This window comes from Rhodococcus globerulus NBRC 14531, from assembly GCF_001894805.1.
Classification (GTDB): Bacteria; Actinomycetota; Actinomycetes; order Mycobacteriales; family Mycobacteriaceae; genus Rhodococcus_F; species Rhodococcus_F globerula.
The window spans coordinates 1,295,418-1,321,182 of the sequence record NZ_BCWX01000002.1; the positions used below are offsets into that span (position 1 = coordinate 1,295,418).

20 protein-coding genes and 1 riboswitch are annotated in these 25,765 nt (G+C 61.7%); of the genes, 7 read left to right on the top strand and 13 right to left on the bottom strand.

Going from position 1 to position 25,765, the window contains the following annotated elements:
• Positions 1–422: 422 nt before the first annotated feature.
• Both RG2_RS14535 and RG2_RS14540 read left to right on the top strand, forming a co-directional pair.
• Entirely contained in the window at positions 423–3,647 is a 3,225-nt protein-coding gene (locus RG2_RS14535; RefSeq protein WP_051730316.1) for an HAD-IA family hydrolase, read from the top strand.
• 13 nt (positions 3,648–3,660) lie between these two features.
• A complete protein-coding gene (locus tag RG2_RS14540) occupies positions 3,661–4,515 on the top strand; it encodes a DUF1206 domain-containing protein (RefSeq protein ID WP_051730315.1) in 855 nt (284 codons plus the stop codon).
• Here the strand turns inward: RG2_RS14540 and RG2_RS14545 are convergent, their stop codons facing one another.
• From RG2_RS14545 to RG2_RS14555, 3 genes are all read right to left on the bottom strand, one after another.
• Positions 4,516–6,345 carry an AMP-dependent synthetase/ligase gene (locus tag RG2_RS14545; protein WP_371851318.1) on the bottom strand — a complete coding sequence of 610 codons (1,830 nt, stop codon included), beginning with the start codon at positions 6,343–6,345 and terminating at the stop codon, positions 4,516–4,518.
• A gap of 47 nt (positions 6,346–6,392) precedes the next feature.
• Positions 6,393–7,802, bottom strand: a complete 1,410-nt coding sequence (locus tag RG2_RS14550; protein ID WP_033232195.1) for an aldehyde dehydrogenase family protein — start codon at positions 7,800–7,802, stop codon at positions 6,393–6,395.
• Positions 7,803–8,046: 244 nt separating this feature from the next.
• Positions 8,047–8,427 carry a PPOX class F420-dependent oxidoreductase gene (locus RG2_RS14555; protein WP_033232194.1) on the bottom strand — a complete coding sequence of 127 codons (381 nt, stop codon included), beginning with the start codon at positions 8,425–8,427 and terminating at the stop codon, positions 8,047–8,049.
• A gap of 191 nt (positions 8,428–8,618) precedes the next feature.
• On the opposite strand from RG2_RS14555, the gene RG2_RS14560 reads away from it, so the two are divergent.
• Complete coding sequence (locus tag RG2_RS14560) at positions 8,619–10,253, top strand: GMC oxidoreductase (RefSeq protein ID WP_033231977.1); 1,635 nt, start codon at positions 8,619–8,621, stop codon at positions 10,251–10,253.
• Between the two features lie 6 nt (positions 10,254–10,259).
• On the opposite strand, the gene RG2_RS14565 is transcribed toward RG2_RS14560, so the two are convergent.
• Positions 10,260–11,060: a hypothetical protein gene (locus tag RG2_RS14565; protein ID WP_033231976.1), complete on the bottom strand. Its 801-nt coding sequence runs from the start codon at positions 11,058–11,060 to the stop codon at positions 10,260–10,262.
• A 39-nt stretch (positions 11,061–11,099) separates the two neighbouring features.
• Positions 11,100–14,720: a cobaltochelatase subunit CobN gene (gene cobN / locus RG2_RS14570; RefSeq protein ID WP_033231975.1), complete on the bottom strand. Its 3,621-nt coding sequence runs from the start codon at positions 14,718–14,720 to the stop codon at positions 11,100–11,102.
• Between the two features lie 39 nt (positions 14,721–14,759).
• Positions 14,760–14,890, bottom strand: a riboswitch (cobalamin riboswitch).
• 51 nt (positions 14,891–14,941) lie between these two features.
• Between cobN and cobG the strand changes: the two genes are divergently transcribed.
• From cobG to cobJ, 3 genes are read left to right on the top strand one after another with little or no spacing between them, the layout of a single operon-like run.
• Positions 14,942–16,084, top strand: a complete 1,143-nt coding sequence (cobG, locus tag RG2_RS14575) for a precorrin-3B synthase (protein WP_033231974.1) — start codon at positions 14,942–14,944, stop codon at positions 16,082–16,084.
• Positions 16,085–16,103: 19 nt separating this feature from the next.
• Positions 16,104–16,730: a precorrin-8X methylmutase gene (locus tag RG2_RS14580; RefSeq protein ID WP_033231973.1), complete on the top strand. Its 627-nt coding sequence runs from the start codon at positions 16,104–16,106 to the stop codon at positions 16,728–16,730.
• The gene (cobJ, locus tag RG2_RS14585) at positions 16,727–18,211 is read left to right on the top strand and encodes a precorrin-3B C(17)-methyltransferase (protein ID WP_033231972.1); all 1,485 of its coding nucleotides are present in this window, start codon (positions 16,727–16,729) and stop codon (positions 18,209–18,211) included. The genes RG2_RS14580 and cobJ overlap by 4 nt, the downstream gene beginning before the upstream one ends.
• A 25-nt stretch (positions 18,212–18,236) precedes the next feature.
• Here the strand turns inward: cobJ and RG2_RS14590 are convergent, their stop codons facing one another.
• The 7 genes from RG2_RS14590 to dprE2 form a co-directional block, all read right to left on the bottom strand.
• Positions 18,237–18,740, bottom strand: a complete 504-nt coding sequence (locus RG2_RS14590) for a DUF1990 domain-containing protein (RefSeq protein ID WP_230590024.1) — start codon at positions 18,738–18,740, stop codon at positions 18,237–18,239.
• Between the two features lie 18 nt (positions 18,741–18,758).
• A complete protein-coding gene (locus RG2_RS14595; protein ID WP_033231970.1) occupies positions 18,759–19,400 on the bottom strand; it encodes a ScbR family autoregulator-binding transcription factor in 642 nt (213 codons plus the stop codon).
• Positions 19,401–19,555: 155 nt separating this feature from the next.
• On the bottom strand, positions 19,556–20,458 hold the full coding sequence (locus tag RG2_RS14600; RefSeq protein WP_230590022.1) for a HAMP domain-containing protein: 903 nt from the start codon (positions 20,456–20,458) through the stop codon (positions 19,556–19,558).
• A gap of 163 nt (positions 20,459–20,621) precedes the next feature.
• Complete coding sequence (locus RG2_RS14605) at positions 20,622–21,377, bottom strand: cobalt-precorrin-6A reductase (RefSeq protein ID WP_033231969.1); 756 nt, start codon at positions 21,375–21,377, stop codon at positions 20,622–20,624.
• 2 nt (positions 21,378–21,379) lie between these two features.
• The gene (gene cobM, locus RG2_RS14610; RefSeq protein ID WP_033231968.1) at positions 21,380–22,129 is read right to left on the bottom strand and encodes a precorrin-4 C(11)-methyltransferase; all 750 of its coding nucleotides are present in this window, start codon (positions 22,127–22,129) and stop codon (positions 21,380–21,382) included.
• Positions 22,126–23,403 (bottom strand): bifunctional cobalt-precorrin-7 (C(5))-methyltransferase/cobalt-precorrin-6B (C(15))-methyltransferase, encoded by a 1,278-nt coding sequence (locus tag RG2_RS14615; protein WP_033231967.1) that lies wholly within the window; start codon positions 23,401–23,403, stop codon positions 22,126–22,128. The genes cobM and RG2_RS14615 overlap by 4 nt, the downstream gene beginning before the upstream one ends.
• Positions 23,400–24,161, bottom strand: coding sequence for a decaprenylphospho-beta-D-erythro-pentofuranosid-2-ulose 2-reductase (gene dprE2 / locus RG2_RS14620; RefSeq protein WP_033231966.1), 762 nt, complete (start codon positions 24,159–24,161; stop codon positions 23,400–23,402). The genes RG2_RS14615 and dprE2 overlap by 4 nt, the downstream gene beginning before the upstream one ends.
• Positions 24,162–24,191: 30 nt before the next feature.
• Between dprE2 and RG2_RS14625 the strand changes: the two genes are divergently transcribed.
• Positions 24,192–24,623, top strand: coding sequence for a PPOX class F420-dependent oxidoreductase (locus RG2_RS14625; protein WP_033231965.1), 432 nt, complete (start codon positions 24,192–24,194; stop codon positions 24,621–24,623).
• Here the strand turns inward: RG2_RS14625 and RG2_RS14630 are convergent.
• Positions 24,620–25,753, bottom strand: a complete 1,134-nt coding sequence (locus tag RG2_RS14630) for a M24 family metallopeptidase (protein ID WP_033232192.1) — start codon at positions 25,751–25,753, stop codon at positions 24,620–24,622. The two genes, RG2_RS14625 and RG2_RS14630, sit on opposite strands and share 4 nt — an antisense overlap.
• Positions 25,754–25,765: the final 12 nt, after the last annotated feature.

The following is a 25,765-nucleotide window of genomic DNA, read 5'->3' on the forward strand; positions in this document are numbered from 1 at the left end:
CCTTCCGTGGTGAGGTTGAATCAATCCTTGCAACACCGAATGTAGATCATGTTTTGTCATCGCGCACAGCATCTCCACCGAAGAGTCGAAAATACGACAATCAGCAAGACATGGGTTAATTTCGCGTATACAGCCTGCTCAACCGACTGTAATGCGCATATTAATCCCACCTGAAATGCTGGTGAAAAAATTCAAGCTAATCTTCGGAAAAGTTATCGGAACCCGCGTGGCGAAATATTTTGCACACCAACACGCGATGGCATGCTGCGCATCGCCACTCTCTCCTGAATATCCGATACCGTGAAGGGAGCCGCATTTCCGAAGGGAGCGAGATTGGTAATCCACGTAGGCACTTCTAGTTTCGACGCGAGCGAAGCCCTCCCTACCTCGATCCATTCGCCCAGATCACCAGCGCTACTGCCATGACGATCTGGCGAGCAGATGAAACTCTTCGGGCGTCGATCGTCATCGACGGCAAGGTCTTGCGAGCCGTCTTGTTCGACATGGACGGTGTGGTCACCGACACCGCGAAAGTTCATCTCGCGGCCTGGCGGCGACTTTTCCACTACCTGACCGAGCGAGGCGAGGTCGGCGATGTGGAACTCAGCGACAACGACTACCGACGATATATCGACGGCAAAGCACGAGCTCAGGGCCTGCAGTCGTATCTCACGTCGCGCGATGTGGTTCTCCCGCTGGGAAATTCGGAAGGCTCCCCGAATGCGGTCACCATCACCGACCTTCTCGGGCGCAAGAATACGTACTTCCTCGAAGAGCTTGGTCGACACCGTGTCGAAGTGATTGTTCCCACGGTCCGGTGGATTCAGCAGTTGCGCTCGGCCGGCGTCCACACAGCGATTGTCTCGGCAAGCAGAAACGCGAAGTTCGTACTCGACAGCGCCCACTTGGCAAACCTCTTCGATATCCGCTGTGATGGCATCGACGCCGCAAAGCGCGGCCTTGCAGGGAAACCGAACCCCGACACCTATCTGGAAGCTGCAGCGCGCCTGTCAGTCCCACCATCTGAGTGTGTTGTCATCGAGGACGCGACCGCCGGAATCCGCGCTGCCAATTCCGGCGGCTTCGGCCTCAGTATCGGACTGGGCCCGGCGGAGAACGTTGCAGACCTGATCGGCAGCGGAGCCGACTTCGTGGTGTCCGACGTCAGCGAAATCGATTACCACTTCGTCACCTCTGCCTCGGCAGAGGGCGACAACGACGATGCTGCGTGCGAACTGTGTACCGACGGCGCCGACCCGTCCTGGTCCCTCGAATACCGCGGCCTCAGCCCCGACACTGCTGGGCTGCGGGAAACACTGTTGACACAGGGGAACGGCTATTTCGCCACCCGCGGAGCGCTCCCGGAATCACATGACGACGGCGTGCACTACCCCGGCACATACATCGCCGGGTGCTACAACAGATTGACTTCGGAGGCAGCGGGTAGGTCTCGCGACGACGAAAGTGCCGTCAATATTCCGGATTGGACGGTATTCACCGTGGCCGGACCCGACGGCCAGTGGCTTGGGAGCGGGTCCCATCTGATCGATCATCACCATGAAGAATTCGATCTACGCTGCGGGACGGTTCGGCGTGAGACGACTTTCCGCGACATCACCGGCCGAGTGACCAGAATTCGTCAACAACGATTCGTATCGATGGACGATCCTCACCTCGCAGCAATCTGCACGACGATCATCCCCGAGAACTGGGACGGCACTGTCCATGTGCGCTCGGGAATCAATGCAGCCGTGTCCAACAACAACGTCCCGGACTATTCCTTACTGGCGAATCACCACCTCACCGTCATTTCCGCAGAAGCGGTTGATCACGAACGTGTTTCGACGACAGTCGAAACGTCGACCTCACATATCCGTGTGTCGCAGTGTGAACGGTTGAGAGTCCGGTTCGATGACGGGTCGACGCCGCAACACACACGGCGCGTGGACGTCAGCGAAAATTCCGTCGCACAGTTGGTCACATACACGGCAACATCGGGTCAGCCCGTAGTTTTCGAAAAAACCATGTCGCTCTTCACATCTCGTGACCACGCAATAGCGGAACCCGACCATGCTGCACGGGAACACGCAATCGATGCGGCCGACCATCGCGAATTGTTCCGCCGGCATTGCATCGCGTGGGAGCTTCTGTGGCACAAATTTGCCATCACTCTGGGCTCCGATGTCACAACATCTTTGGCCGCCAACGTCCAGCTCGTTCACGCACTGCAGACCCTGTCCGCGCACACCATCGATCTCGACGTGGGCGTTCCGGCGCGAGGACTACACGGCGAGGCCTATCGCGGGCACGTGTTCTGGGACGAATTGTTTGTCACGCCAATCCTTACTCTGCGCCTACCCGAATTGACACGATCATTGCTGCTGTATCGAAGTCGCCGACTTCGACAGGCAAAGAGCAATGCCGGAAAGACAGGACACGATGGCGCACTGTTCCCCTGGCAGAGCGGTAGCGATGGGCGCGAGGAAACGCCGACTGCACTGTTCAATCCGCGATCCAAGCGCTGGATGCCCGACAATTCCCGACGTCAGCATCACGTGAACCTCGCCGTCGCATACAACGTATGGCACTACTGGCAAACAACCACCGACCTCGAATTTCTCAGGAATCACGCGGTCGAACTTCTAGTCGAAAATGCGCGCTTTTGGATCAGCCGGGCTGACTACGACGCCACCGATGACCGATACGACGTCCGGGGCATCATGGGCCCGGACGAATTTCATGACGGCTATCCAGGTCGCCCTGGCGAAGGCATCGACAACAATACGTACGTCAACATCATGACGGAGTGGTCACTGATGCGAGCGCTCGACGCCGTCGAGATTCTCGGCCGCACAAGCCGATCCATCACCGAAGACCTCGAGGTCACAGAATCCGAGTTGGCGGCCTGGGACAAGATGAGTCGTCGTCTGCGCCTCACCTTCCTTCCGAATGGCCTGCTCGCGCAATTCGAGGGTTTCGATACCCTCAAAGAACTGGATTGGGCAGACTACCGATCCCGGTACCTCGATATCGGTCGGCTCGATCTCATCCTCGAAGCTGAAGGCGACTCGACCGTCCACTACAAGGCATCCAAGCAAGCAGACTTACTCATGCTGCTGTATGTATTTTCCGCGGAGGAACTGACCGATCTGATCGCACGGTTGGGTTACCACTTCGATCCGTCGTCGATTCCGTCCATGATCGATTACTATCTGTCCCGCACCACGCACGGATCGACTCTCAGCCGAATCGCGCACACCTGGGTGCTCGTCCGCGGTAATCGTTCGCAATCATGGGACATGCTTCGCAGCGCGCTCGCGTCGGATCTCTCGGACTCCCAGCATGGCCGTACGCGAGAGGGCATTCACCTCGCTGCGATGGCGGGCGCGATCGATATTCTCGAACGCTGTTACACCGGCCTCGACTTCCGTGACGATGTTGTGTGGTTGCATCCGCAATTGCCGATCGAACTGAGCGAACTTGCCTTCACGATCTACTACCGTGGCCATCGATTGCAGATCCAATGCACACATTCTTCAGTGACCGTATCGTCGGAGACGAAAGATGCTGCACCGATCGAACTTTCGATCGACGGCAGCAGTCACATAGTATTACCAGGATCGTCCGTAACCGTTTCCGCCCAGTAACTGGAGATCCAACATGCCTCACACCAACCCGGACGATCCAAATTCCGCGTCGACGGGATACAACAACTCATCCTCTACCGCCGGCCAAGTCGCCCAGAACAGCATCTTCGAGCGTATTGCCCGAGCAGGCTTCGTCGGGAGCGGCATCGTTCACCTGATCATCGGCTACATCGCCATCCGCCTCGCTCTCGGGGGCGGCGGCGGAACCGCAGACCAGTCCGGGGCGATGACAGAACTGGCGAACAAGCCGGGTGGCGGCTTGGCGCTCTGGATCGGCGTCGTCGTATTTGCAGCTATGGGCCTGTGGCGGGTGGTTGAAGGTGTACTCGGCAGTTCGTCCAGGCCCGATGCCAATAAGAAATTGTCGCGGATATTCGATCGAATCAAGGCGTTCTCCCTGGCCGCGGTCTACTTTGCATTTGCGTTCACCGCGTGGGGTTTTGCACGCGGAATCGGCAAATCCAGCAGCAGCCAGAGCACCGGGATCACCGCGCGTCTGATGCAATCCGGTGTCGGTTCGGTCGCACTCGTTGTCGGCGCTCTCGTCATTGTCGCGATCGGCGGTTACCACGTGTACAAGGGAGCCAGCCAGAACTTCCTCGACGACCTAGAGGGGCCCACCAGTGATCTGGTTCGACGCCTCGGCACGGTTGGGTATATCGCCAAGGGATTGGCCATTGCGGCAGTGGGTGTGCTTGTGATCGTTGCGGTGATCCAATCGGCCCCCGATAAGTCCTCCGGCCTCGACGGTGCCCTGAAAACCCTCGGCGCCCAACCTTACGGAGTCGCACTCCTGGTGGCCGCGGGACTTGGCATCATCACCTACGGTCTCTACTCCTTCGCTATGGCCCGATCGGCCAAGATGTGATCAACCCACGTTGATGACACCGTCATTCCTGCGTTCTGCGTAGAGTGCTTTGATCGTGTCAGCATACTTACTCGCGATCGGTGTGCGCCGCAACTTCATCGTCGGCGTCAGTTCATCACCGCCTGGAACCCACGCCGATGGAATAATCGAAAAGCGTTTCACCTGTTCAACTCTGGATAATTTTGCGTTTCCAGCCCTGACTGCCAGTGTTGCCTCTTCCACGATCTTCGGGTGTGCTGCCAAATCCGCGAGTTGCGCTCCGGGCACCCCTAGAGCCTCTGCTCGCAGATCAGTGACGTCCGGATCCAGCGTCACCAGCGCGGTGACGTACCTCTGGTTGTTACCGATCGCGACAACTTGAGCGATCAACGACGAGGATGCCTTGACAGCATTCTCGATATTGTTGGGCGCCAGGTTCTTTCCCGACGAATTGACGATGAGTTCTTTCTTGCGGTCGACGATGGTCAGGTTGCCGTTGTCATCGCACTTTCCGATATCGCCAGTCGCCATCCAGCCGTCCGAATCGATTGTTTCAGCGGTCTTCTCGGGCTGATTGCGGTATCCGCGCATCACGATCGGTCCTCGTACCAGAACTTCACCGTCAGCTGCGAGTCTGATTTCTACGCCCGTGACGGGTTTACCCACTGTCCCGATCTTCAGATTGTCGGCTGTGGTCATCGCACCGAGGCCGATAGTTTCCGACATCCCCCAGATCTCGAGCAACGGGATACCCAAGCCGGTGAAGTACTCGAGGATCTCGACAGGAATAGCCGCTGCGCCTGTGAAAGCCAACCTGAGCTGATCGAACCCCAACGCGGTCCGCACCTTCGAAAACACCAAGGTGTCGGCGACCCGGTATTGCAGTTGCGACGCCCGCCCCCGTGGTGTCCCGTTCAGAGTCGCTCTCGCCGCTCGCGCACCCACAGCGAAAGACCACGCCGCCAACTTAGACGTGATCGGGTTTGTTTCCGCTGCCAGCTTTGCCTCAATTCCGGCCTTGATCTTCATCCAGACCCGTGGGACACCGACGAATGTGGTCGGCCGGACATCGGACAGCGCGGACATCAAGTCGCGCAGATCTCCGACCGCCGTGATTTGCACACCAAAGATCTGGTTGGCGCCGTGCGTGGAAATCCGATCCGCAATGTGCGCCGACGGCAGGTACGAGATCGCCCGGTCCTCGAACCCGAGGTCGAAGCCGGCTATCGCCCTGGCGGCAGCGATTGCGTTGCGCTGCGTGACCTCCACACCTTTAGGGGGACCGGTGGTGCCCGAGGTGTAGACAAGGGTCACCAAATCGTCCGGTCTCACCGCTCGCCACGACGCCTCGAAATCGAAGTTCGCGGCCGGATTCGATTCGATCTCCGCCAACTCGAGTGCTCCATCCGCCGGGCCGTCCACGGTGACGATGTGCTCGAATGTCACGCGAGATGCTGCGATCGGCGCCAGGAACACCTGCTCGGTGACGACCACCTTGTTGCCCGCATCGGTAAACAGAAATTGGAGTTGTTCTGGCGCGCTGGTGTTGTACACCGAAAACGGAATAGCTCCTAGATGCGTGATTGCAGTATCAACGAGATTGAATTCCGGCCGGTTGGTGAGCATGAGCCCGACGGTGTCGCCGCGCCGAACGCCTAGTTCGGCCAGTCCACCGGCGATGGCCTCGACACGCCGCGCGTATTCACGCCAGGTCACCTCCTGATGTCCGCCAGGAGTCCGCAACGCGACTTTGTCGGGGTGCATCCGCGCGGTGTGCTGGAACGCCTCTACTGCGGTACGCACTTCGTTTCCCGACGGATGGACAAGAACTATGTCATCGGTGCCATCGATCATCACTTCTCCTGCCGACATCGAAATCGATTGCCGAAGTCGAGGATTCAGAACAGTCTGCGCATGATCTTCACGGAACGCGCGGAATACGGAGGATAGACGAACTTCAGATCAGGCTTGAATGGCTTGACCAGCACAGACTTACGATGACTGAACGCTTCAAAGCCCCACTTTCCGTGGTAGGCGCCCATCCCGCTGTCACCGACACCACCGAACGGCAATTGCGGCACCATCGCGTGCACGGTCACATGATTCACCACTGCCCCACCAGAACTGATCGCATTGACCAGCTTCGTCGCCACGGTTCGCGAACTCGTGAAGTAATACGCAGCAAGTGGTTTGGGTCGCGCGTTGACGAACGTGATCGCCTCGTCGATCGAATCCACGGCGAGCACAGGAAGAATCGGCCCGAAGATCTCCTCCTGCATCACTGCGTCGTCAGGATCGGGGTCGATGATCACCGTCGGTTCTATCGTGAGGGCATCACGATCCGATCCACCCCCGAACACGATCCGCCCGGAAGTGTCGGCCAGGCTTGCAGCGAGCCTGTCGAACTGCCGCTCGTTGACGATCTGCAATCCCTGGCCGTGCTGATCGGCGCGAAACTGCGTGAGAGTGTCGATGATGCGATGCACCAATTGTTCGTGGATCGACCGTTCCGCGAGCACATAGTCGGGCGCAAGGCATGTCTGTCCCGAGTTGAACAACTTCGCCCACGCAACGCGTCTGGCTACGACATCCATTTCGGCGTCGGCAGCGACGACGACCGGGCTCTTGCCACCAAGTTCGAGCAGTACCGGCGTCAAGTCCGGCGCCGCTCTTGCCAGGATCTTGCGCCCGATCTCGGTACCGCCCGTGAACAACACCTTGTCAGGGCCTTGGGACAACAGTTCCTGCGTCACCTGTGCATCGCCTTCGACAACCACAACGGCCTCTGGATCGACGTACCGCGGCAGCCAATGAGCCAGCAGTGCGGACGTCGCAGGAGCCCCTTCCGACGGTTTGACGATGACTACGTTGCCCGCAGCAAGTGCTGCAACAAGTGGGACGAGAGTGAGATAGACGGGATAGTTCCAGGCTCCGATCACCAGCACGACACCGCGCGGCTCGTACTGGACCCAGCCGACTGCCGGCAGTTGGTTCAGCGGGAGCGGTTGTGGTCGCCGACGCATCCACCAGCGCAGACGTTTTCGCGCGTAGGTCGCCTCTGCCTTGACGAGTGCGACGTCAGCGAGCCACGCCTCCATCTCACTGCGTCCGAGATCTGCCGCAAGAGCCGCCGCTATCTCCTGCTCGCGTTCGTCGAGAAATCGTTCGATTCCCTCGATCTGGCCTTTGCGCCAGTCTGCTTTACGGGTCCGGCCACCTGCATACACTTCCCGAAGCTGAGCCACGATAGGCGCGACATCAGATTCTGCGGACGAACCCTTGGAATGTGATTGATTGGTGAGTGTCATGGGAAACTCCGTCAGATCGAAGATCTGGACATGCCGATGAGGGAGAGCACCCATTGTGATGGTGCGTCTGTGCTGGTGCGTCGCACACACCGACATGTCCAGCGTATCGACCCGAGCCACACCATTCGATGGCTAGGAATGGATCTCCACATTCGCTACACTGCGGCACGTTAGCCGTCAGCTCGATTGATCAGTTCATCCAATCATGTTGTCCACAAACACTATTCATCGAATAGACACCCGACTATGTTTCGGAAATCGCGATTCCGACAGTTCCGGTCTTGCCGCGACGGAGGAGACTGCCCTTCATGGTGAGCCAGCCGATGATTCCGTAGCGACGAGCAATCGCATCGCGGGCATGATCGGTTCCAGGCCCGTCGAGGATTTCTGCCTTCGCGGCGACCGGGTCACCCTTGGGGTTTCCGCGAGCATCGCACACTACAACGGTCACGGACGGGTTCCGCCTGATCCGCTTCACCTTGTAGGAATCGGTCACCGTCCACACCAGCAACCGCTCACCGTCGAGGGCAGCCCATAGCGGCGTTGCGACGGGTGTGCCGTCTTTACGGAATGTGGTGAGCAGGACGTACTTGGATTCTGTCACTCGCTTGAAGTCTGGGGTCACCTGTCGAGGATAGGTGCGAATCGTGGTTATCACGCGGCCGGCATTTCAGACACCGTTCCGCGATCAATCAATATGTCCGGATTGCCGCACTTTAGGGGCTCCAAGCTATGCATGATCCCCAACCGAATTCTCACTCGAGCTATTCTGTCGTTACCTATGTCTTCGAGGTATCGGGAGTTGAGCTTTTCATCATGCAGCGTCGAAGTTTCTTGAAGGCGGCCGGTGTTGGCGCAGCGGTTGCCGCCACGACAACGGTGACGTCCACTGCCGTGAGCCACGCGACGCCGCGGCACACCCTCCCGATGGGCATGGACCACTACCGCAACCTCGTTCCCGAACTATTTGACCCCTCACCAGTCCCCCAGCAGCATTCGGAAGCCATTGTCATCGGCTCCGGATTCGGTGCCAGTGCCACCGCGCTTCGACTCGCGCAGAGCGGGACTCAGGTCACGGTATTGGAACGGGGACTTCGATGGCCTCATGATCCGTATCGCGAAATCCATACCTCGGACCTGCTCGCTGACGGCCGAGGCGTGTTTCGCCGGACGTCGTTCACCAACCTCACCGGGATTCCCGTTGCGTGCGATTACTTCAGTGGAGTTCTCGACGCCACCGATTACGAAAACATGTCGGTATGGCGCGGAGCCGCAGTCGGCGGCGGGTCCGTCATCTTCACCGGCGTGATGATCGCACCCGAACGTAGATTCTTCGACGCCGTGTTCGGCAACTCGTTGAACTACGACGAGATGTCCGCTACCTGGTACCCCAAGGTCCGCCAGATGTTGCGCCTGAGCCCGCTGCCCGAGGATCTCTACCGAACGGCGAACTTCGGGCATTCGCGTCGGTGGGATCAGGATGCCCGCCGTGCCGGCTTCGATCCGCATCGCATCGACGGCATCTGGAACTGGGACGTCGTTCGCTCCGAACTGAGCGGCGGCTCCCGCCCGTCCGCAACCGTGGGCGACACCAACATGGGCAATTCCAACGGAGCAAAATTCGATCTCACTCAGAACTACATTCCTGCGGCTGAAGCCACGGGCAAGACCACGGTGTGCTTCGGGCATCAGGTGTTGAGCATCGGCCGCGAGAAGGACGGACGATACGTTGTCGACGTCGAATCGAGTGATCCCACCGGCGCCGTGCTGACCAGGCGCACCATTACGTGCGATCGTCTTTTTCTCGGCGCTGGGTCGATCGGAACGTCCGAACTGCTTGTCCGCGCGCAGGCGACCGGCGCCCTGCCGAAGCTCAACGAACACATCGGTAAAGGGTGGGGCACCAACGGCGACGGCGCGATGGTGCGATCCTTCGGGTTCAGCGACGGCTCAGCGCAGGCAGCACCTTCCGCATCGCGCATCGTCGACGAAACGGGACTGCCTCTGTCTCTCGAGAACTGGCATGCGGCAGGAGTTCCGGTGAACATCGGCATGCTTGCCAGCCTGGGTATGACCCTCGATCCGCAGCGCGCCGATTTCAGCTTCGACGCGCGCGCAGACCGTGTTGTTCTCAACTGGCCGCACAATGGCAGCGCGGCCACGATCGAGGCCTTGCGTGCTGTGCAGAACAAAATGGCCTTTGCAGGTTCGACGCTGCCGTCGGCATTGCCGTTTGCGCAGGACGTCAACTGCTCGTTCACAGCGCATCCACTCGGCGGCGCAGTCTTGGGCAAAGCCACCGACGGTTACGGCCGGGTCAAGGGGTACGACGGTCTGTACGTCATGGACGGAGCGGCGATCCCCGGAAGCACAGGCACGGTCAATCCGTCGTTGACCATCACAGCTCTGGCCGAGCGAAACATCGCGGAGATCATCAACTCGAAGCGCTGAGGCGATCTACCTGCTGAACGGATGGTCCCGGACCCCGATCAGCACACGGCAATCAGGTGAGACCAGCCAGAAATTGTTGTCAGCCTGGATTTCGAACAGCCCTTCATCGATGCTGACCAGCGTCCGTGGGTCCCATTGCGCGAGGGACTGCCGAATTGTGGTGTCGACGTCGGAAGTCAGCGCATGGAAACGCGCAAACGCCTGACGGACCCGCACCGTCAGATGCACGGAAGCCGGGTCGAAGGTGTTGGCAAAGTCCTCCGCCAACACCGGCGGACCGATTTCCGGGCGTGGCACTCCCGGACCGCCATGACTACGACCCGAGAAACGCGACTTGACCCCGCTCTTGACCTGCTCCCACGTCCGCTCACGGTGGATCGTCGAATATCCCGTAATCGTGCCTCGATCGGGCGAGAGCACGACGTCGAAACCGTTGCGCGAGAGCCGCAGGTAACCGCCACTCGACGGTCTGCGAGCAGACTTCAGCAGGAAATCCTCGAGCATGTTGCGCAGTTGAAACTCCGCTGCCCGCTCGTCTCCGCCGTGGTGGTAGCGAAAGCTGTCCGTGGCGCGCACCGTAACCCGCACGTCGTGGACATCCTCGACCGAGATGTCGCCGACCGGCAAGTCTCGAGACATGCGGATGTGTTTGGCCGTGCCGTGTGGAACACCGACCGATTCGGGCGCGCCAGACTGCTCGGCCCGCAGAAATCCGTCACACTCATCCGCGCGGCACCAACCGTCGACGTACTCGGTCTGGTTGGTGCAGCGGACGCCGTCCCGTCGGAAACGTGTGCAAACTGACATTCCGCCATTATGGGTCGAAGGACCGACAAACTCGGGTAACTACTCCCCTTCGAGCTCACCTTCAGTTTCGAGATACACCTGACGCAACCCGTCGAGCGTCTTCTGCTCCGGATGCTCCCACATCTTGCGCTCAGCAGCTTCGAGAAGTCGTTCGGCGATACCGTGCAATGCCCACGGATTGGACTGCGTCATGAACTTCTGGTTCTGCTCGTCCAGGACGTAGGTTTCGGCCAGCTTCTCGTACATCCAGTCCGCAACAACATTGGTGGTGGCGTCGTATCCGAAGAGGTAGTCGACGGTGGCTGCCATTTCGAACGCACCCTTGTAGCCGTGACGGCGCATCGCGTCGAGCCACCGCGGATTGACAACGCGAGCGCGGAACACGCGCGCCGTTTCCTCCGAAAGTGTTCGTGTGCGAACCGATTCCGGGCGGGTGCTGTCGCCGATGTATGCCTCGGGCGACTTTCCGGTCAGCGCACGCACGGTTGCGACCATGCCGCCGTGGTACTGGAAATAGTCGTCGGAATCCGCGATGTCATGCTCACGCGTGTCAGTGTTCTTGGCCGCCACGTTGATTCGACGGTACGCGCTGCGCATGTCGTCGGCGGCGGGGATCCCGTCGAGGCCGCGGCCGTACGCAAAGCCGCCCCACGTGGTGTACACATCGGCCAGGTCGTCGTCGCCGCGCCACGTCTTGGAGTCGATGAGTTGCAGCAGACCAGCGCCGTAGGTTCCGGGCTTGGAGCCGAAAATACGCGTGGTTGCACGTCGCGCGTCTCCGTGTTCGGCGAGGTCTGCCTGGGCGTGGGCGCGGATGTAGTTCTGTTCATCCGTTTCGTCCAGCGCTGCGACCAACTGGACAGCGTCGTCGAGGAGCGCCAGGACGTGTGGGAACGCGTCGCGGAAGAAGCCGGAGATGCGGACTGTGACATCGATGCGCGGGCGGCCGAGTTCTTCGAGATCGATGACCTCGAGGCTGACGACGCGTCGGCTGGCTTCGTCCCAGACGGGGCGAACACCGAGGAGTGCAAACACTTCTGCGATGTCGTCGCCTGAGGTACGCATGGCGGCGGTACCCCACACGGACAGCCCCACCGAGCGCGGGTACTCGCCGTGATCGGCCAGGTAGCGCGCGGCGAGAGACTCCGCCATTGCCTGGCCGGTCTCCCACGCCAGTCGCGAGGGAACTGCTTTGGGATCGACCGAGTAGAAGTTGCGACCAGTGGGGAGCACGTTGATCAATCCGCGCAGCGGTGAGCCACTCGGACCGGCCGCGATGAAACCGCCGTCGAGCGCGTGCAGGACCTGCTTGATCTCGTTGTTCGTCTGTCGCAGCCGCGGAACCACTTCAGTGGCGGCGAACTGAAGGATCTTCACGACGGTGGGGTCGTCGCTGAGTCCTTCTGCGGCAGCTGGATTCCACTCGGCGTCCGACATCGCGCGGACCAGAGCGTGCGCCTTTTCTTCGATGTCGTCGACGCGATTACGTGATTCGTCGCCGTCTTCGCTGAGTCCGAGAGCCTCGCGCAGACCTGGGACGCTCTGCTCGCCGCCCCACATCTGTCGTGCCCGCAGCATTGCGAGGACCAGTTCGATCTCGGCGTCGCCCTCGGGTGCGCGGCCGAGAATGTGCAGACCGTCGCGGATCTGGACGTCCTTGATCTCGCACAGCCAGCCGTCGACGTGCAGGAGCATGTCGTCGAACACGTCTTCTTCGGGACGTTCGGCAAGTCCGAGGTCGTGGTCCATCTTGGCGGCACGCATCAGGGTCCAGATCTGCTGGCGGATGGCCGGGAGCTTGGACGGGTCCAGCGCGGAGATGTTGGAGTGCTCGTCGAGTAGTTGTTCGAGGCGGGAAATGTCGCCGTAGCTTTCGGCGCGGGCCATCGGTGGGATCAGGTGATCGACGAGCGTCGCGTGCGCCCGACGCTTTGCCTGGGTTCCCTCCCCCGGGTCGTTGACCAGGAACGGGTAGATGAGGGGCAGGTCACCGAGAGCGGCGTCGGTGCCGCAGTTGCTGGACATGCCGAGCGTCTTGCCTGGCAGCCATTCGAGGTTTCCGTGCTTGCCCAGGTGAACAACAGCGTCGGCACCAAATCCGCCGTTGTCCGCGCTTGCAGCGATCCAGCGGTACGCGGCGAGGTAGTGGTGGCTCGGCGGCAGATCCGGATCGTGGTAGATCGCGACGGGCTTTTCACCGAATCCCCGAGGCGGCTGGACCATGAGCACGATGTTGTTGAATCGCAGTGCCGCGATGACGATTTCGCCGTCCGGGTCCTGCGAGCGATCGACGTACAGCTCGCCGGGCGCTTCGCCCCAGTGCTCCTCGACACCACTGCGCAGATCTTCAGGCAGGGTGGCGAACCACTCGCGGTATCGCGCCGCCGAAATGCGGATCGGGTTGCCCTCGAGCTGCTCGGCCGTGAGCCAGTCGGGATCCTGCCCGCCCGCGGCGATCAACGCGTGAATCAGCGCGTCGCCATCCTTGGCGGCCAACCCGGGAACCGAGTCCGGTCCGTCAATGGGTCCGAGATCGTAACCAGCGCTACGCATTTCGGTGAGCAGGTCGATCGCGCTGGCTGGTGTATCGAGGCCTACGGCATTGCCGATGCGAGCGTGCTTGGTGGGGTACGCCGACAGCATCAACGCAACACGGCGCTCCGGCGTCGGAATATGACGCAACTTGCCGTGACGCACCGCGATGCCGGCCACGCGGGCTGCGCGCTCCGGATCAGGCATGTACGTGGACAGTCCGTCGGAATCGATTTCCTTGAACGAGAACGGCACCGTGATGATGCGTCCGTCGAATTCGGGGACCGCAACCTGCGTCGCGACATCGAGCGGCGACAATCCGTCGTCGTTGGCATCCCAGGTGGCGCGGCTGCTGGTCAGGCACAGTCCCTGCAAGATCGGAACGTCCAAAGCGGCGAGTGCTGCCACGTCCCACGCTTCGTCGTCGCCGCCCGCCGATGCGGTGGCCGGCTTCGTTCCGCCGGCCGCGAGAACCGTCACGACCATGGCGTCGGCGCGGCGAAGTGTGGTCAGCAATTCGGCTTCGGCGCTGCGCAGCGAGGCGCAGTAGATCGGGAGCGCGGTGCCGCCGGCATCGGCAATCGCGTCGCAGAGCGCCTGGACGTAGCGGGTATTCCCGGCGAGGTGCTGGGCGCGGTAGTAGAGAACCGCGATGACGGGACCACTGTTGTCGCTGATGTCGGGGGCAAATTCAGCGATTCCCCACGACGGCAGCCGCGTCGGGGCCTCGAAGCCGTGACCGGTGAGCAGCACTGTGTCGGACAGGAAGTGGTGCAGCTGCGCCAGGTTGTCTGCGCCGCCCTCGGCCAGGTAATTGTGCGCTTCAGCCGCAACGCCCGGGGAGACAGTCGAGCACTCCATGAGGTCGGCATCAGGCGCGTGTTCGCCGCCGAGCACCACGACGGGCAGGCCACTGGCCAGGACCATGTCCAGACCGTCTTCCCAGCTCCGACGGCTGCCGAGGATGCGCACGATCACAAGATCGACGCCGTCGAGCAAGCCGGGTAGATCCTCGGAAACCAGCAGCCTGGACGGGTTTGCCCAGCGATATGAAACGCCGTCTCCGTTGTCCTGGCTTGCGCGAGCGCTCAGCAGATCGGTGTCGGACGTCGAGAGCAGAAGAATCACAGGTGAAACCTTCCTGGGGTTTCGCGCCCCGTGAAAAAGATCTTTCATGGACAGCAGTTGAGGGTCTGACTCGTGTTTACGAACGGAAACACTTCCGCTTGTACACACTCACAGTGGCGCGACCGCACCGGAATCTCACCGGTTTCCTCACCTGCTGTCACTGGTTGACCGTGATGCTACCGGTCGCGGGTCCGTGCTCTGCACGGTCGTACCCTTGAACCATGTCCACAGACCGTTCTCAGCCAGACGCGTGCCCTGGAGCGCTGCAGGTCCACCAGGCCGCAGACGGCCCGTTGGCGCGCGTGCGCCTACCCGGCGGCGCTTTGGCTCCACACCAGTTGCTGACGTTGGCCGAGGCTGCCCGCGACGTGGGCAACGGCCAGATGGAACTCACCTCACGTGGGAATATTCAACTCCGAGCCGTCAAGGACCCCCACGTATTTGCCGAACGGATCGCGTCCGCTGGTTTGCTCCCCTCGGCAACGCATGAGCGGGTTCGCAACATTCTGGCGTCGCCGCTGTCCGGCCGAATCGGGGGTGTCGCCGATGTGCGTGAGCTGGTTCGCACTCTTGACGCGGCGGTGCAGTCGGACCCCGCGTTGGCGCAGCTGCCAGGACGAACACTTTTCACACTCGACGACGGCCGCGGCGACATCAGCGGTCTGCACGGCGATTTCGGACTACACGCCCACAGCGAATCCGAGCACTCACTCGTCCTCGCAGGGCATCGCACGAACCACCTCGTCCACGTCGACGACGCTGTGCCGTTGCTCCTCGGCGCTGCGCACGCGTTCCTGAATCTTCGAGACAAGCACTGGCGACTGGCCGAAGTGCCAGACGGAATCGCTCGAACCATCGATCATCTGGGCCTTTCGGCGGAATTTGCCGGTGCCGTCGACCTCGCCCCGGATGCGGGGCCGTCGATCGGATGGCTCGAACAACGCGACGGAACCGTCGCATTGGGCGGCGGACTCCGCTTCGGACTCCTGGATGCACGACTCGCCGAATTCCTCGCCGCAATCGAAAAGCCCGTGGTCGTGACGCCGTGGCGCTCGATCATGATCTTCGATCTCGACGAAGGCGCAGCCGAGCAGGTGGTGCGAGTTCTCGCTCCGATGGGCTTGATCTTCGACGAGAATTCGCCGTGGCTCGACGTCACAGCCTGCACCGGAAGCCCTGGATGCGAGAAGTCGCTCGCCGATGTCCGGGCGGACGCCATCGAAGCCGTCGAGCAGGGCTCACTACCGATCGAAGGCCGGCAGCACTGGGCGGGCTGTGACCGTTCCTGCGGGCGCCCCCGCGCGAAAGTAGCCGACGTGATTGCGACGACCGACGGTTACCGGGTGAATCAGACCGATCGGTGATACCTCTATCCTGTGCCCCATGATCGAGTACATCCGTGACGGCGCAGAAATTTATCGCCAGTCCTTTGCCACAATTCGGGCCGAAGCCGACCTGAGCCGTTTTCCGGCGGATGTCTCGCAAGCTGTTGTGCGGATGATCCATGCGAGTGGTCAGGTCGACCTGGTCGACGACATCGCGTTCACACCGAACGTCGTCACCGTCGCGAGGGCTGCCCTGCGAGCGGGTGCGCCGATCTTCTGTGATGCGAACATGGTCGCCGCCGGCATTACCCGTAAGCGTCTGCCCGCCGACAACGACGTGATCTGCACACTGCGCGATCCGCAGGTTCCCTTGCTGGCGAACACAATCGACAACACACGCTCTGCGGCGGCTATCGAACTGTGGGGCCCGAAACTCGAAGGCGCCGTGGTCGCGATCGGCAATGCGCCGACCGCGCTGTTCCATCTCCTCAACCTGATCGAGGCGGGCGGACCGCGGCCTGCTGCTATCGTCGGCGGACCCGTGGGATTCATCGGATCCGCAGAATCCAAAGAAGCGCTGATCGGACACCCCAGCGGCATAGAACATTTGATACTGAGAGGCCGACGCGGCGGCAGTGCCGTCACCGCGGCTGTCGTCAATGCGATTGCGAGCGAACAAGAATGAGCGAAGGCAAGTTGTGGGGAGTCGGCATCGGACCCGGCGATCCGGAGTTGGTGACCGTCAAAGCTGCCCGAGTGATCGGCGAGGCCGACGTCATCGCATTCCATTCCGCGCGGCACGGTAAGAGCATTTCCCGCGGGGTTGCTGCTCCGTACATGCGCGAGGGCCAGATCGAGGAACACCTCGTGTATCCCGTCACGACCGAAACCATCGACCATCCGGGTGGGTACCAGGGTGCGATGGACGAATTCTACGAAGCCGCAGCCGAAAGGTTGGCCGTCCACTTGGCAGCCGGACGCACTGTGGCACTACTCGCCGCGGGCGACCCGCTGTTCTACAGCTCGTACATGCACATGCACAAACGCCTGGCGGATCGTTTCGAGGCCGAGGTCATCCCCGGTGTCACCTCCGTCAGTGCCGCGTCGGCCGCACTCGGAAAACCCCTGGTCGAAGGTGACGAAATCCTCACCATCCTGCCCGGAACCTTGCCGCAAGCGGAGCTCACGCGACGCTTGAAGGAAACAGACGCCGCAGCGATCCTCAAGTTGGGCCGCACCTTCCCTCCGGTTCTGCGCTCACTCGAGGACGCCGGCCGACTCGGCGAAGCGCACTATGTCGAGCGAGCCAGCACACCTCGCCAGCGCGTCGACGCTGCCGCCGACGTCGATCCAGCGGGCGTGCCGTACTTCTCCATCGCCATAGTTCCCAGCCCGTCGAACAATGCAGCGACGCGCGAAAACACCGCGGGTGAAGTGGTTGTCGTCGGCCTCGGACCTGGCGACACGGCATGGACCACACCTGAAGTGGCGCATGAACTTTCACTGGCCACAGACCTTGTGGGATACGGCCCGTACGTCGACCGCGTGCCAACCCGCCCCGGACAGCGCCGCCATTCCAGCGACAATCGCGTCGAATCGGAGCGGGCAGCGATGGCCCTCGACCTCGCCAAGAACGGCGCCCGCGTGGCCGTCGTCTCGTCCGGCGATCCCGGTGTATTTGCCATGGCTGCAGCGGTACTCGAGGTGGCAGCCGAAGATCAGTGGAGCGGCGTTCCCGTCCGAATCCTGCCCGGCATGACAGCGGCAAATGCCGTGGCCAGTCGCGTCGGAGCCCCCCTGGGTCATGATTACGCCGTGCTCTCCCTCTCGGATCGGCTCAAGCCCTGGGAAGTGGTGTCGCGTCGCATCTCAGCGGTCGCCGCGGCAGATATGGCTTTTGCCGTCTACAACCCGGCGTCAAAATCCCGAACGTGGCAGGTCCAGGCCATGAAGGATTTGGTACTCGAGCACCGCTCCCCCGAAACTCCGGTCATCATCGGCCGAGATGTTGCCGGTGCGGAGGAATCGGTGCGCATCGTCACGCTCGGCGATCTCGAACCGTCCGAGATCGATATGCGCACGTTGCTGATCGTCGGATCGTCCATGACAAAGGTTGTGGATACCGGTTCCGGCCGACAGGTGTTCACGCCGCGTCGCTACCCCTAACCTGATTGTGAAGGATTTTGTTCGCTCAGCGAACAGAATCCTTCACAATCACTGCGCGGATGTAGCGCCGGGTCACCCATCCCTGCACCAGACGCCCGATCGGAGCACCCAAGCGCACCCACCAAGTACCGGGCTTGGAGAATGCCGTGATCTCGAGGCGAACCTGATTGCCGAGTTCGTCGAAATGGACAATGAACGACTCTTCACCGCACTCGGGATGACCACGGCGCGTGCCGTACGCAAATCCGGCCCGGTTCGGCTCGTCGACCACGTAAACAACGCGGACGGGCACCAATATCGGTCCGAAACCGAAAGTTGCGTCTTCGCCGGTCCTGGCGGTGTCACCGGCAGCTTTCACCGTCAATCCAGCGCCGCGATGCATCCCCCACGTCATGACAGTATTGGCCGCTGCCTCGAAATCGGCGCGGGTAGTACCGACCACCGCACGCTCGCGCACGTGGTGATAGCCAACGGGCAGTAGGCCACCTGTTGCTCCGATTTCGGAGTAGGTCAGCGGTTCCTGGTCCACGTCAGCAGTGTGGCACAGCTAGGCGGCAGCGGGTTCCCATCGCGCCTTCACGAGTCGGTCGATGTCACCAACGGCCGGCCCGGACACGATTCCCGGTAGGAGCAACTGCCACATCTCATCGACACGTTCGGTGAGATCAGTGCGCCGGGTGATCACGTTGGACACCAGTTGAACTCCGGTGAACGCAGCCGGAATGAATCGCCCCAAAGCGGCGACGTCCACCGACGGCTTGATCTGACCGCTGTCCTTCGCTTGCTGCACGAGTTCGGTGCATGCATTGATCCAGTCTGCGTACGGCTCGACGGGACCTTCGAATGTGCTCAGTTCCAAGGTCAATCGAATTCCGGCTCGGACGATGGGCTCCTCGACGATCTGCCGTGCCATCTCATGGGTGAGCATGACCGTTTTTTCGAGTGGCGTCGCCGACGTTGCGGATATCGCCTCGACCGACTCGATGGACATGCGGTGCTGTTCTGCGATGACAAACTGTGCCAGTTCGTCTTTCGATGCAAAGTGGAAGTACAGGGCGCCCTTCGTGGTGCCGGCGCCCTCCACGATGTCACTCATGCTTGTGCTGCCGTACCCGGTCTTTTCGAATTGTGCTGCCGCGCCGGCGACGATCTGCTGCCGCGTCAGCTCGGCGCGTGCTTGCTTGACCACGAGAACTCCTCTCTCACTCGAGGGTCCCCCGCAAACCCTCTTCCGGTTTGCACCCCAATCGGGCTATACCCAGAATGATCTCAACTCCCCCAACTAACCAGCAGTGAATTGTCAGAAAATATTTCGCAAATACATAACTCCAGGTGAGGGATGAATCACAGGTGAGATTCGATTCGTCCGGAAGCGCTTTCGTCAACCCGGGCACGGTCGACAAGCTCGCCGACCAGGGCAGTCAATTCCATCATCTGATGTGTAATCTCGTCTCGCAGTAGTGCTGTCTCGGCTTCCGACACAGTTCCGGAGGCGGTGTCGATCGACATCAACAGTTCGATATTCGTTCGCAATGCCGTCAGGGGTGCCAGCAAATCCTGTCCGGCATCAGTGATCAATCTACGCTGACGCGCCCGTGATTCCGACAGGGTGCCCAGCATTCGGTTGAAACTGACAGTCAGCGAGGCCAACTCGTCGTCGCCCGTGACTGGTATCGGTGTGAGATCGTCCGTTGCGGCAACACGTTGTGTCGCCGCGGTCAATCGTGCGATCGGCCGTAATCCTGTGCGCGCCACAGCATCTCCTGCGGCATAGGCCAACGCGATACCCGCGGCACCGAGCGCAGCCAGCACTACCGCAAGTCGCTTCAAGACGGAATTTGTCGGCCCGAGCGATTGCGCGACGATCAAAGTCTGACCCGCGACCGACGGCGTAACCAACACCCGATACGAATCCAAGGTCGCAATGGTGGACCCGGAAGCTTTGTGGGCCAGGGATTTGATTGCCTCACCGCTGGTACTGAATGGTGGCAATCCCGGTGTTGCCGTCACCAATGCTCCATCGGTCGTCACCAATCCGACAGCTTGGATCACTGCGGTATCGGCGCCGGCTGTCAGTCCCAAAACCGGTGTGACACCACCGAAGTTGACGGTATCGGCAATTGCGTCGGCTGTTCGCTCCAACTGACGATCGACGTTGCCTTGAAGGTAGGCGTTGAATACGAAATACACCGAAGCAGCAGACGCGATCACAGCAATCGCCACCAAGCCCGCAGTGAGTACTTTCACGCGGGCGTGGAGAGTCCGGACACGAATTGTCGAACGCTTCCGACGCCCGAGTGCGGGGACGGACACCCTCATAGGCACCCTCGGCGTGTTGGACGCGTTCCTGACATAGGTCCAGTATGTTCCGCGAACCTTAGACGAACCTGAACCGCGTGCCCCCGAACTTTCACGTTACTGTCGATTCGAGCCACGCTGCGGCGGCAGAAGGCGAGTTGAAGCTTTCCACGCCCTCCGGTGCCGGTGGGCGCTCCACCACGATCACCGGCAAGCCCAGTTGCCGAGCGGCAACAATCTTGGCGTACGTCTGGTCACCCCCGCTGCTCTTGGTCACTACAACGTCGATACCGCGGCGGCGCATGAGTTCGCGCTCCGATTCGACGTCGAACGGCCCGCGCGCCAGGATCAGTTCGTGGGGCGCAGGCATGGCGCCCGTCGGTGGATCAATGGACCTCACGAGAAAACTCACGCCGCTGACCTCGGCAAACGCAGAAACTCCCTGCCTACCAATGGTCAAGAACGCTCTAGTGCCCAACACAGGGACCAATTCCGCAGCATGGCTGAGATCGCGAGCCGGAAACCATCGGTCCTGTGGGTGCTGCGCCCACGACGGCCGCTGGCAGACAGCAAACGGAATCTCGCAGGTGCGAGCCGCCAGATGAGCATTAGCCGTGATGCGGGACGCAAATGGGTGCGTCGCGTCGAGCACGGCACGAATATCGTTTTCCGCTAACCACCCCGCGAGGCCCTCGGCGCCACCGAAGCCCCCGACGCGAACCTCGCCCTCAGGCCAGCGCGGGTCGCGGACTCGGCCGGCGAGCGACGTGACCACCTCGAGATCCACCGAATCCGCGAGGCGGGCGGCAATCTCGCGTCCCTCGCCGGTTCCTCCGAGCACAAGAACGCGGGGGCGGGCGTTGTGCACGGTCAGTGTGTGACCCGCTCACGTGCGGCCGAGTACAGGTAACTATCCGGGAACCCCTCGGCTGTGAGCACGCGTCCGACGATGACTACGGCAGTCTTTGTGATGCCGGCCTCGTGAACCTGACGCACTATTGAACTCAACGTTCCACGCACCACGATCTCGTCGGGGCGCGACGCAAATGCGACCACCGCGACCGGGCAGTCGACCCCGTAGTTCTCGGCAAGCTCGTCGGCGATCTGCTCGATGCGGTGCGCGCCGAGATGAATCACCATGGTCGAACCACTGCGTCCGAGTGACCGGAGATCCTCACCTTCGGGCATCGCTGTCGACAGCGTCGACACTCGGGTCAGCACGATGGTCTGCGATACGCCTGGAACCGTCAATTCACGGCCCAGTGCGGCCGCTGCCGCGGTAAACGCCGGAACACCCGGCACCATGTCGTATCGGACTCCGGCAGCATCCAGCCGTCGCGCCTGCTCGGCTACCGCACTGAAGATCGACGGGTCACCGGAATGCAACCGTGCTACGTCGTGTCCCGCCGAATCCGCTGCGACGAGCAGCGCGGTGATTTCGTCGAGGCTCAATCGAGCGGTATCGACCACCTGCGCGCCGGCCGGGCAGTATTCGAGCAGTTCCGCGGGGACGAGGCTGCCCGCGTACAAGCACACCGGACTTGCCGCGATGATGCGCTGGGCGCGCACCGTGATCAAGTCGGCAGCACCGGGACCAGCACCGATGAAATGAACGGTCATTGAGCGTCTTCCTCTGTGTGATCGGCATCTGCACCGGCAGTTGCCTCCGTTTTTGTGACCGACCACTGCACGACGGGCAGTTGGGGTCGCCACACGTTGAATGTTCCCAAGGGCTCGGCCCGCTGGATCTGCAACCGACGCAACGTGCCGCCGAATCGGGTGAACCACTCCAGGAGCAACGCTTCCGATTCTGCGGTGACGGCGTTGGCCACCAGTCTTCCGCCGGCCTCGAGGTGATCCCAGCAGGCGTCGAGCATTCCGGGTTGCGTCACACCTCCGCCGATAAAGATGGCATCGGGTGTGCGGGTCACCTCGGCAAACGATTCGGGCGCGCGCCCGAGGACATCGAGGCTCGGCACACCCAAGGCCCGCGCGTTACCCACGATTTGGGAGATCCGCGATGCCGTCTGCTCGAATGACGTTGCGGTGCAACGTGGGTGGGTGCGCATCCATTCGATCGCGACAGTGCCGGACCCGCCGCCGACATCCCACAAGTATTCACCGGGAGCCGGGGCCAGCGCGCAGATCGTCAGCGCGCGGATCTCCTGCTTCGTCATCTGACCGTCACCACTGTATGCCGCGTCGGGCAATCCGGGAACGCGCGTCAGACGGTGCGGAGCGCCCGACACAACACATTCCACGGCAAGAACATTCAACGGGTCGACATCTGCGGCGTCGACATCCCACTGGTCAGCCCTGGCAACGGTTCGTGATTCGTGCGCTCCACCCAACTGTCCGAGGACAGTGATCATGGACCGACCGAAACCGGTGGAGGTCAGTATTTCTGCCACCTCACCGGGTGTGGCCCTGCCGTTACTCAGCACCAACAACCGCGCACCGTTGGTGACGGACGGCAAGACGGTGGTGGCATCACGGTTGACCAGGCTCACCAACTCCGCATCGGCCGACGCCCATCCCATGCGAGCACTCGCCAGAGCAATCGACGACGGGTACGAGATCACCCGAAGGTTGTCAGCACCCAACACACGCACGAGTGTGGCGCCGATCCCGTGGAACATCGGATCGCCGCTGGCCAGCACGCAGATACGGCGGCCCGCGTGAGCGTCGAACAGTCCGGGGAGCGCCGGGAGCATCGGTGTGGGCCAGGCGATCCGATCGGCCGAGGAGCCGTCTACCAATGGGATCAGGTCCAGTTGACGCGAGGAACCCATCAACACCTGAGCGCCGAGCACAGCGCTCTTCGCCGAGTCCGACAAGCCCTCCCAACCGTCAGCGCCGAGACCGACGACAACAACGGGTTCGTCGGCGGTCATCGCGGCATCCGCCGCCAGATCGATTGTGGGAGAAGTCGCATCATGAAGAAAACTGGTTGGAGGATTCGCGGAACCCACACCCGCGTTGCGCCGGACTGCAATCCCCGAACTACCGCGTCGGCGACCTGCGCCGGTGTGCTCGACATCGGCGCCGGCTTCATGCCCTCGGTCATCGAGCCGATCACAAAACCAGGCCGGACAAGCAGTAGTTGAATTCCGCTGCCGTGCAACGCATCTCCGAGGCCGCTGGCAAAGCCGTCCAGGCCGGCCTTTGCAGAACCGTAGACGTAATTTGCGCGGCGCACCCGGACACCGGCCACGGACGAGAAGACAGCGATCTTGCCGCGGCCTTGTCGTTTCATCAAGTCCGCGAGAAGAGTCAGGATGCTGACCTGCGCCACGTAATCGGTGTGAACAATTGCAACGGCATGAGCGGCGTCGGTTTCCGCGCGGGCCTGATCACCCAGGATTCCGAACGCCAGCACCGCGACGTCGATCCGGCCGTGCGCTCGGGCAACCCGTGCGAGGAAGTCTGCATGAGTGTCGGTTGCATCGGCATCGAATTCGACGGCTGTCACGGCTAGGGCGCCCGCGTTCGTCAGCATCGTGCGTTGCTGTTCGAGGTCGTTGCTGCGCCGCGCCGCCAGCACGATTCTTCTGCCGGGGGCCAACCGGACGGCAATCTCCAGACCGATTTCGCTTCGCCCTCCCAGCAGGAGGACCGTCTCGGCATCTTCAGTGTTCGCACCCGCAGTCACTGCACTAGTGTCCTCGATTACCGTCGTGGCATGACCATCACCCCCTCCGCACCCGCCGCGCTCTCCGACGACGGTCTGGCGTTCGTGCGCGAATACCATCTCGCCACCCTGACAACTCTGCGCCCGAACGGCACACCGCACGTCGTGGCCGTGGGATTCACGTGGGATCAGGAAGCAGGAAAAGCACGTGTCATCACCAGCGGCGGATCACAGAAAGCCGTCAACGCCGCCCGGGGTGGTTACGGCGCCATCAGTTCTGTCGACGGTGGACGCTGGCTCACCCTCGAAGGTCCGGCGCGCGTGCTCGACGACCCTGAATCCGTGGCCGACGCCGTTCAGCGCTACGCCGAGCGGTACCGCCAGCCACGGATCAATCCGGCGCGGGTGGTCATCGAAATCGACGTCACCCGCATTCTGGGAACGGCCGCATTCAAACCTGCGGCCGAAGAGCTGACCAGCTAAAGGATCGTCAAACCGTGCGGACGGTTGTTGAACGACTCGCAACCGTCCGCGGTGACAACAACGATGTCCTCGATCCGGGCACCCCAGTTGCCCCGGAAATAGATTCCCGGTTCGATGCTGAAAGCCATACCCTCGGCCAGTTCGATGCTGTTGCCCTCCACGATGTACGGCTCCTCGTGGACCGACAAGCCGATCCCGTGGCCTGTGCGGTGAACGAACACCTCGGCCAACCCTTGTGCAGCGAGCACGTCGCGCGCAGCGGCATCCACGAATTCCGCCGACACGCCGGGGCGAACAGAGTCCACAGCCGCCTGCTGAGCCGCTTCGAGCACGGCAAACTGGGCAGCAACCTCGATTGACGGCTTCCCCATGCTGTACGTGCGAGTGGAATCGGAGTTGTATCCGGGCTCCACCGGCCCGCCGATGTCGATCACCACAATGTCGCCGCTCTCGATCACCCGATCGGATACCTCGTGATGCGGATCGGCGCCGTGCGGACCCGACCCCACGATGACAAATGCCGCCTCGGTGTGACCTTCCTCGAGAATCGCTGCTGAAATCGCCTCGCCGACTTCGGCTTCCGTCCGTCCCACAACGAGAAACTCGGCCATCCGTGCATGCACACGGTCGATGGCCTGACCGGCGCGACGGAGCGCGTCGACTTCCGCGGCGTCCTTGACCATCCGCAGCTCACGCAGCACGCCCGTAGCAAGAATCGGCAACGAACCCACAGCATCCGCCAACGGAATCAAATGCAGCGCGGGCATCGCATCCGTGACCGCGACCTTCGCCCCCGTCGGCAATTGACCAGCGACAATGGCATACGGATCAACACCGTCCACCCAGTCCAGCACGTCGAGACCAAGATCCCCGACCGCCGATTCCTTCAACGACGCCAGTTCCAGCCGAGGAAGCACCACCGACGCCCTTGCTCCGTCGGCAGCGATCACCAGGGCCGTCAACCGTTCGAACGAATCCGCTCGGGAGCCCGTCAGATAGCGCAAATCCGGCCCCGGCGTGACCACAAGACCGTCCAGACCAGCCGCGCTCGCCAACTCTGCGGCGCGGGCAATACGAGATTCGTAGACGGCTGAGGGGAAACGTGAACCATATTCGGCGGGAGAGGTCATGGCTTCCAGATT

Bases quoted from the DNA above. Each gene is read 5' to 3' on its own strand.
- RG2_RS14560 (WP_033231977.1), top strand. From the start codon at position 8,619: ATGCAGCGTCGAAGTTTCTTGAAGGCGGCCGGTGTTGGCGCAGCGGTT.
- cobJ (WP_033231972.1), top strand. From the start codon at position 16,727: ATGAGCGAAGGCAAGTTGTGGGGAGTCGGCATCGGACCCGGCGATCCG.
- cobM (WP_033231968.1), bottom strand. From the start codon at position 22,129: ATGACCGTTCATTTCATCGGTGCTGGTCCCGGTGCTGCCGACTTGATC.
- RG2_RS14540 (WP_051730315.1), top strand. From the start codon at position 3,661: ATGCCTCACACCAACCCGGACGATCCAAATTCCGCGTCGACGGGATAC.
- RG2_RS14550 (WP_033232195.1), bottom strand. From the start codon at position 7,802: ATGACACTCACCAATCAATCACATTCCAAGGGTTCGTCCGCAGAATCT.
- RG2_RS14615 (WP_033231967.1), bottom strand. From the start codon at position 23,403: ATGACCGCCGACGAACCCGTTGTTGTCGTCGGTCTCGGCGCTGACGGT.
- RG2_RS14535 (WP_051730316.1), top strand. From the start codon at position 423: ATGACGATCTGGCGAGCAGATGAAACTCTTCGGGCGTCGATCGTCATC.
- RG2_RS14630 (WP_033232192.1), bottom strand. From the start codon at position 25,753: ATGACCTCTCCCGCCGAATATGGTTCACGTTTCCCCTCAGCCGTCTAC.
- RG2_RS14625 (WP_033231965.1), top strand. From the start codon at position 24,192: ATGACCATCACCCCCTCCGCACCCGCCGCGCTCTCCGACGACGGTCTG.
- RG2_RS14580 (WP_033231973.1), top strand. From the start codon at position 16,104: ATGATCGAGTACATCCGTGACGGCGCAGAAATTTATCGCCAGTCCTTT.
- RG2_RS14565 (WP_033231976.1), bottom strand. From the start codon at position 11,060: ATGTCAGTTTGCACACGTTTCCGACGGGACGGCGTCCGCTGCACCAAC.
- cobG (WP_033231974.1), top strand. From the start codon at position 14,942: ATGTCCACAGACCGTTCTCAGCCAGACGCGTGCCCTGGAGCGCTGCAG.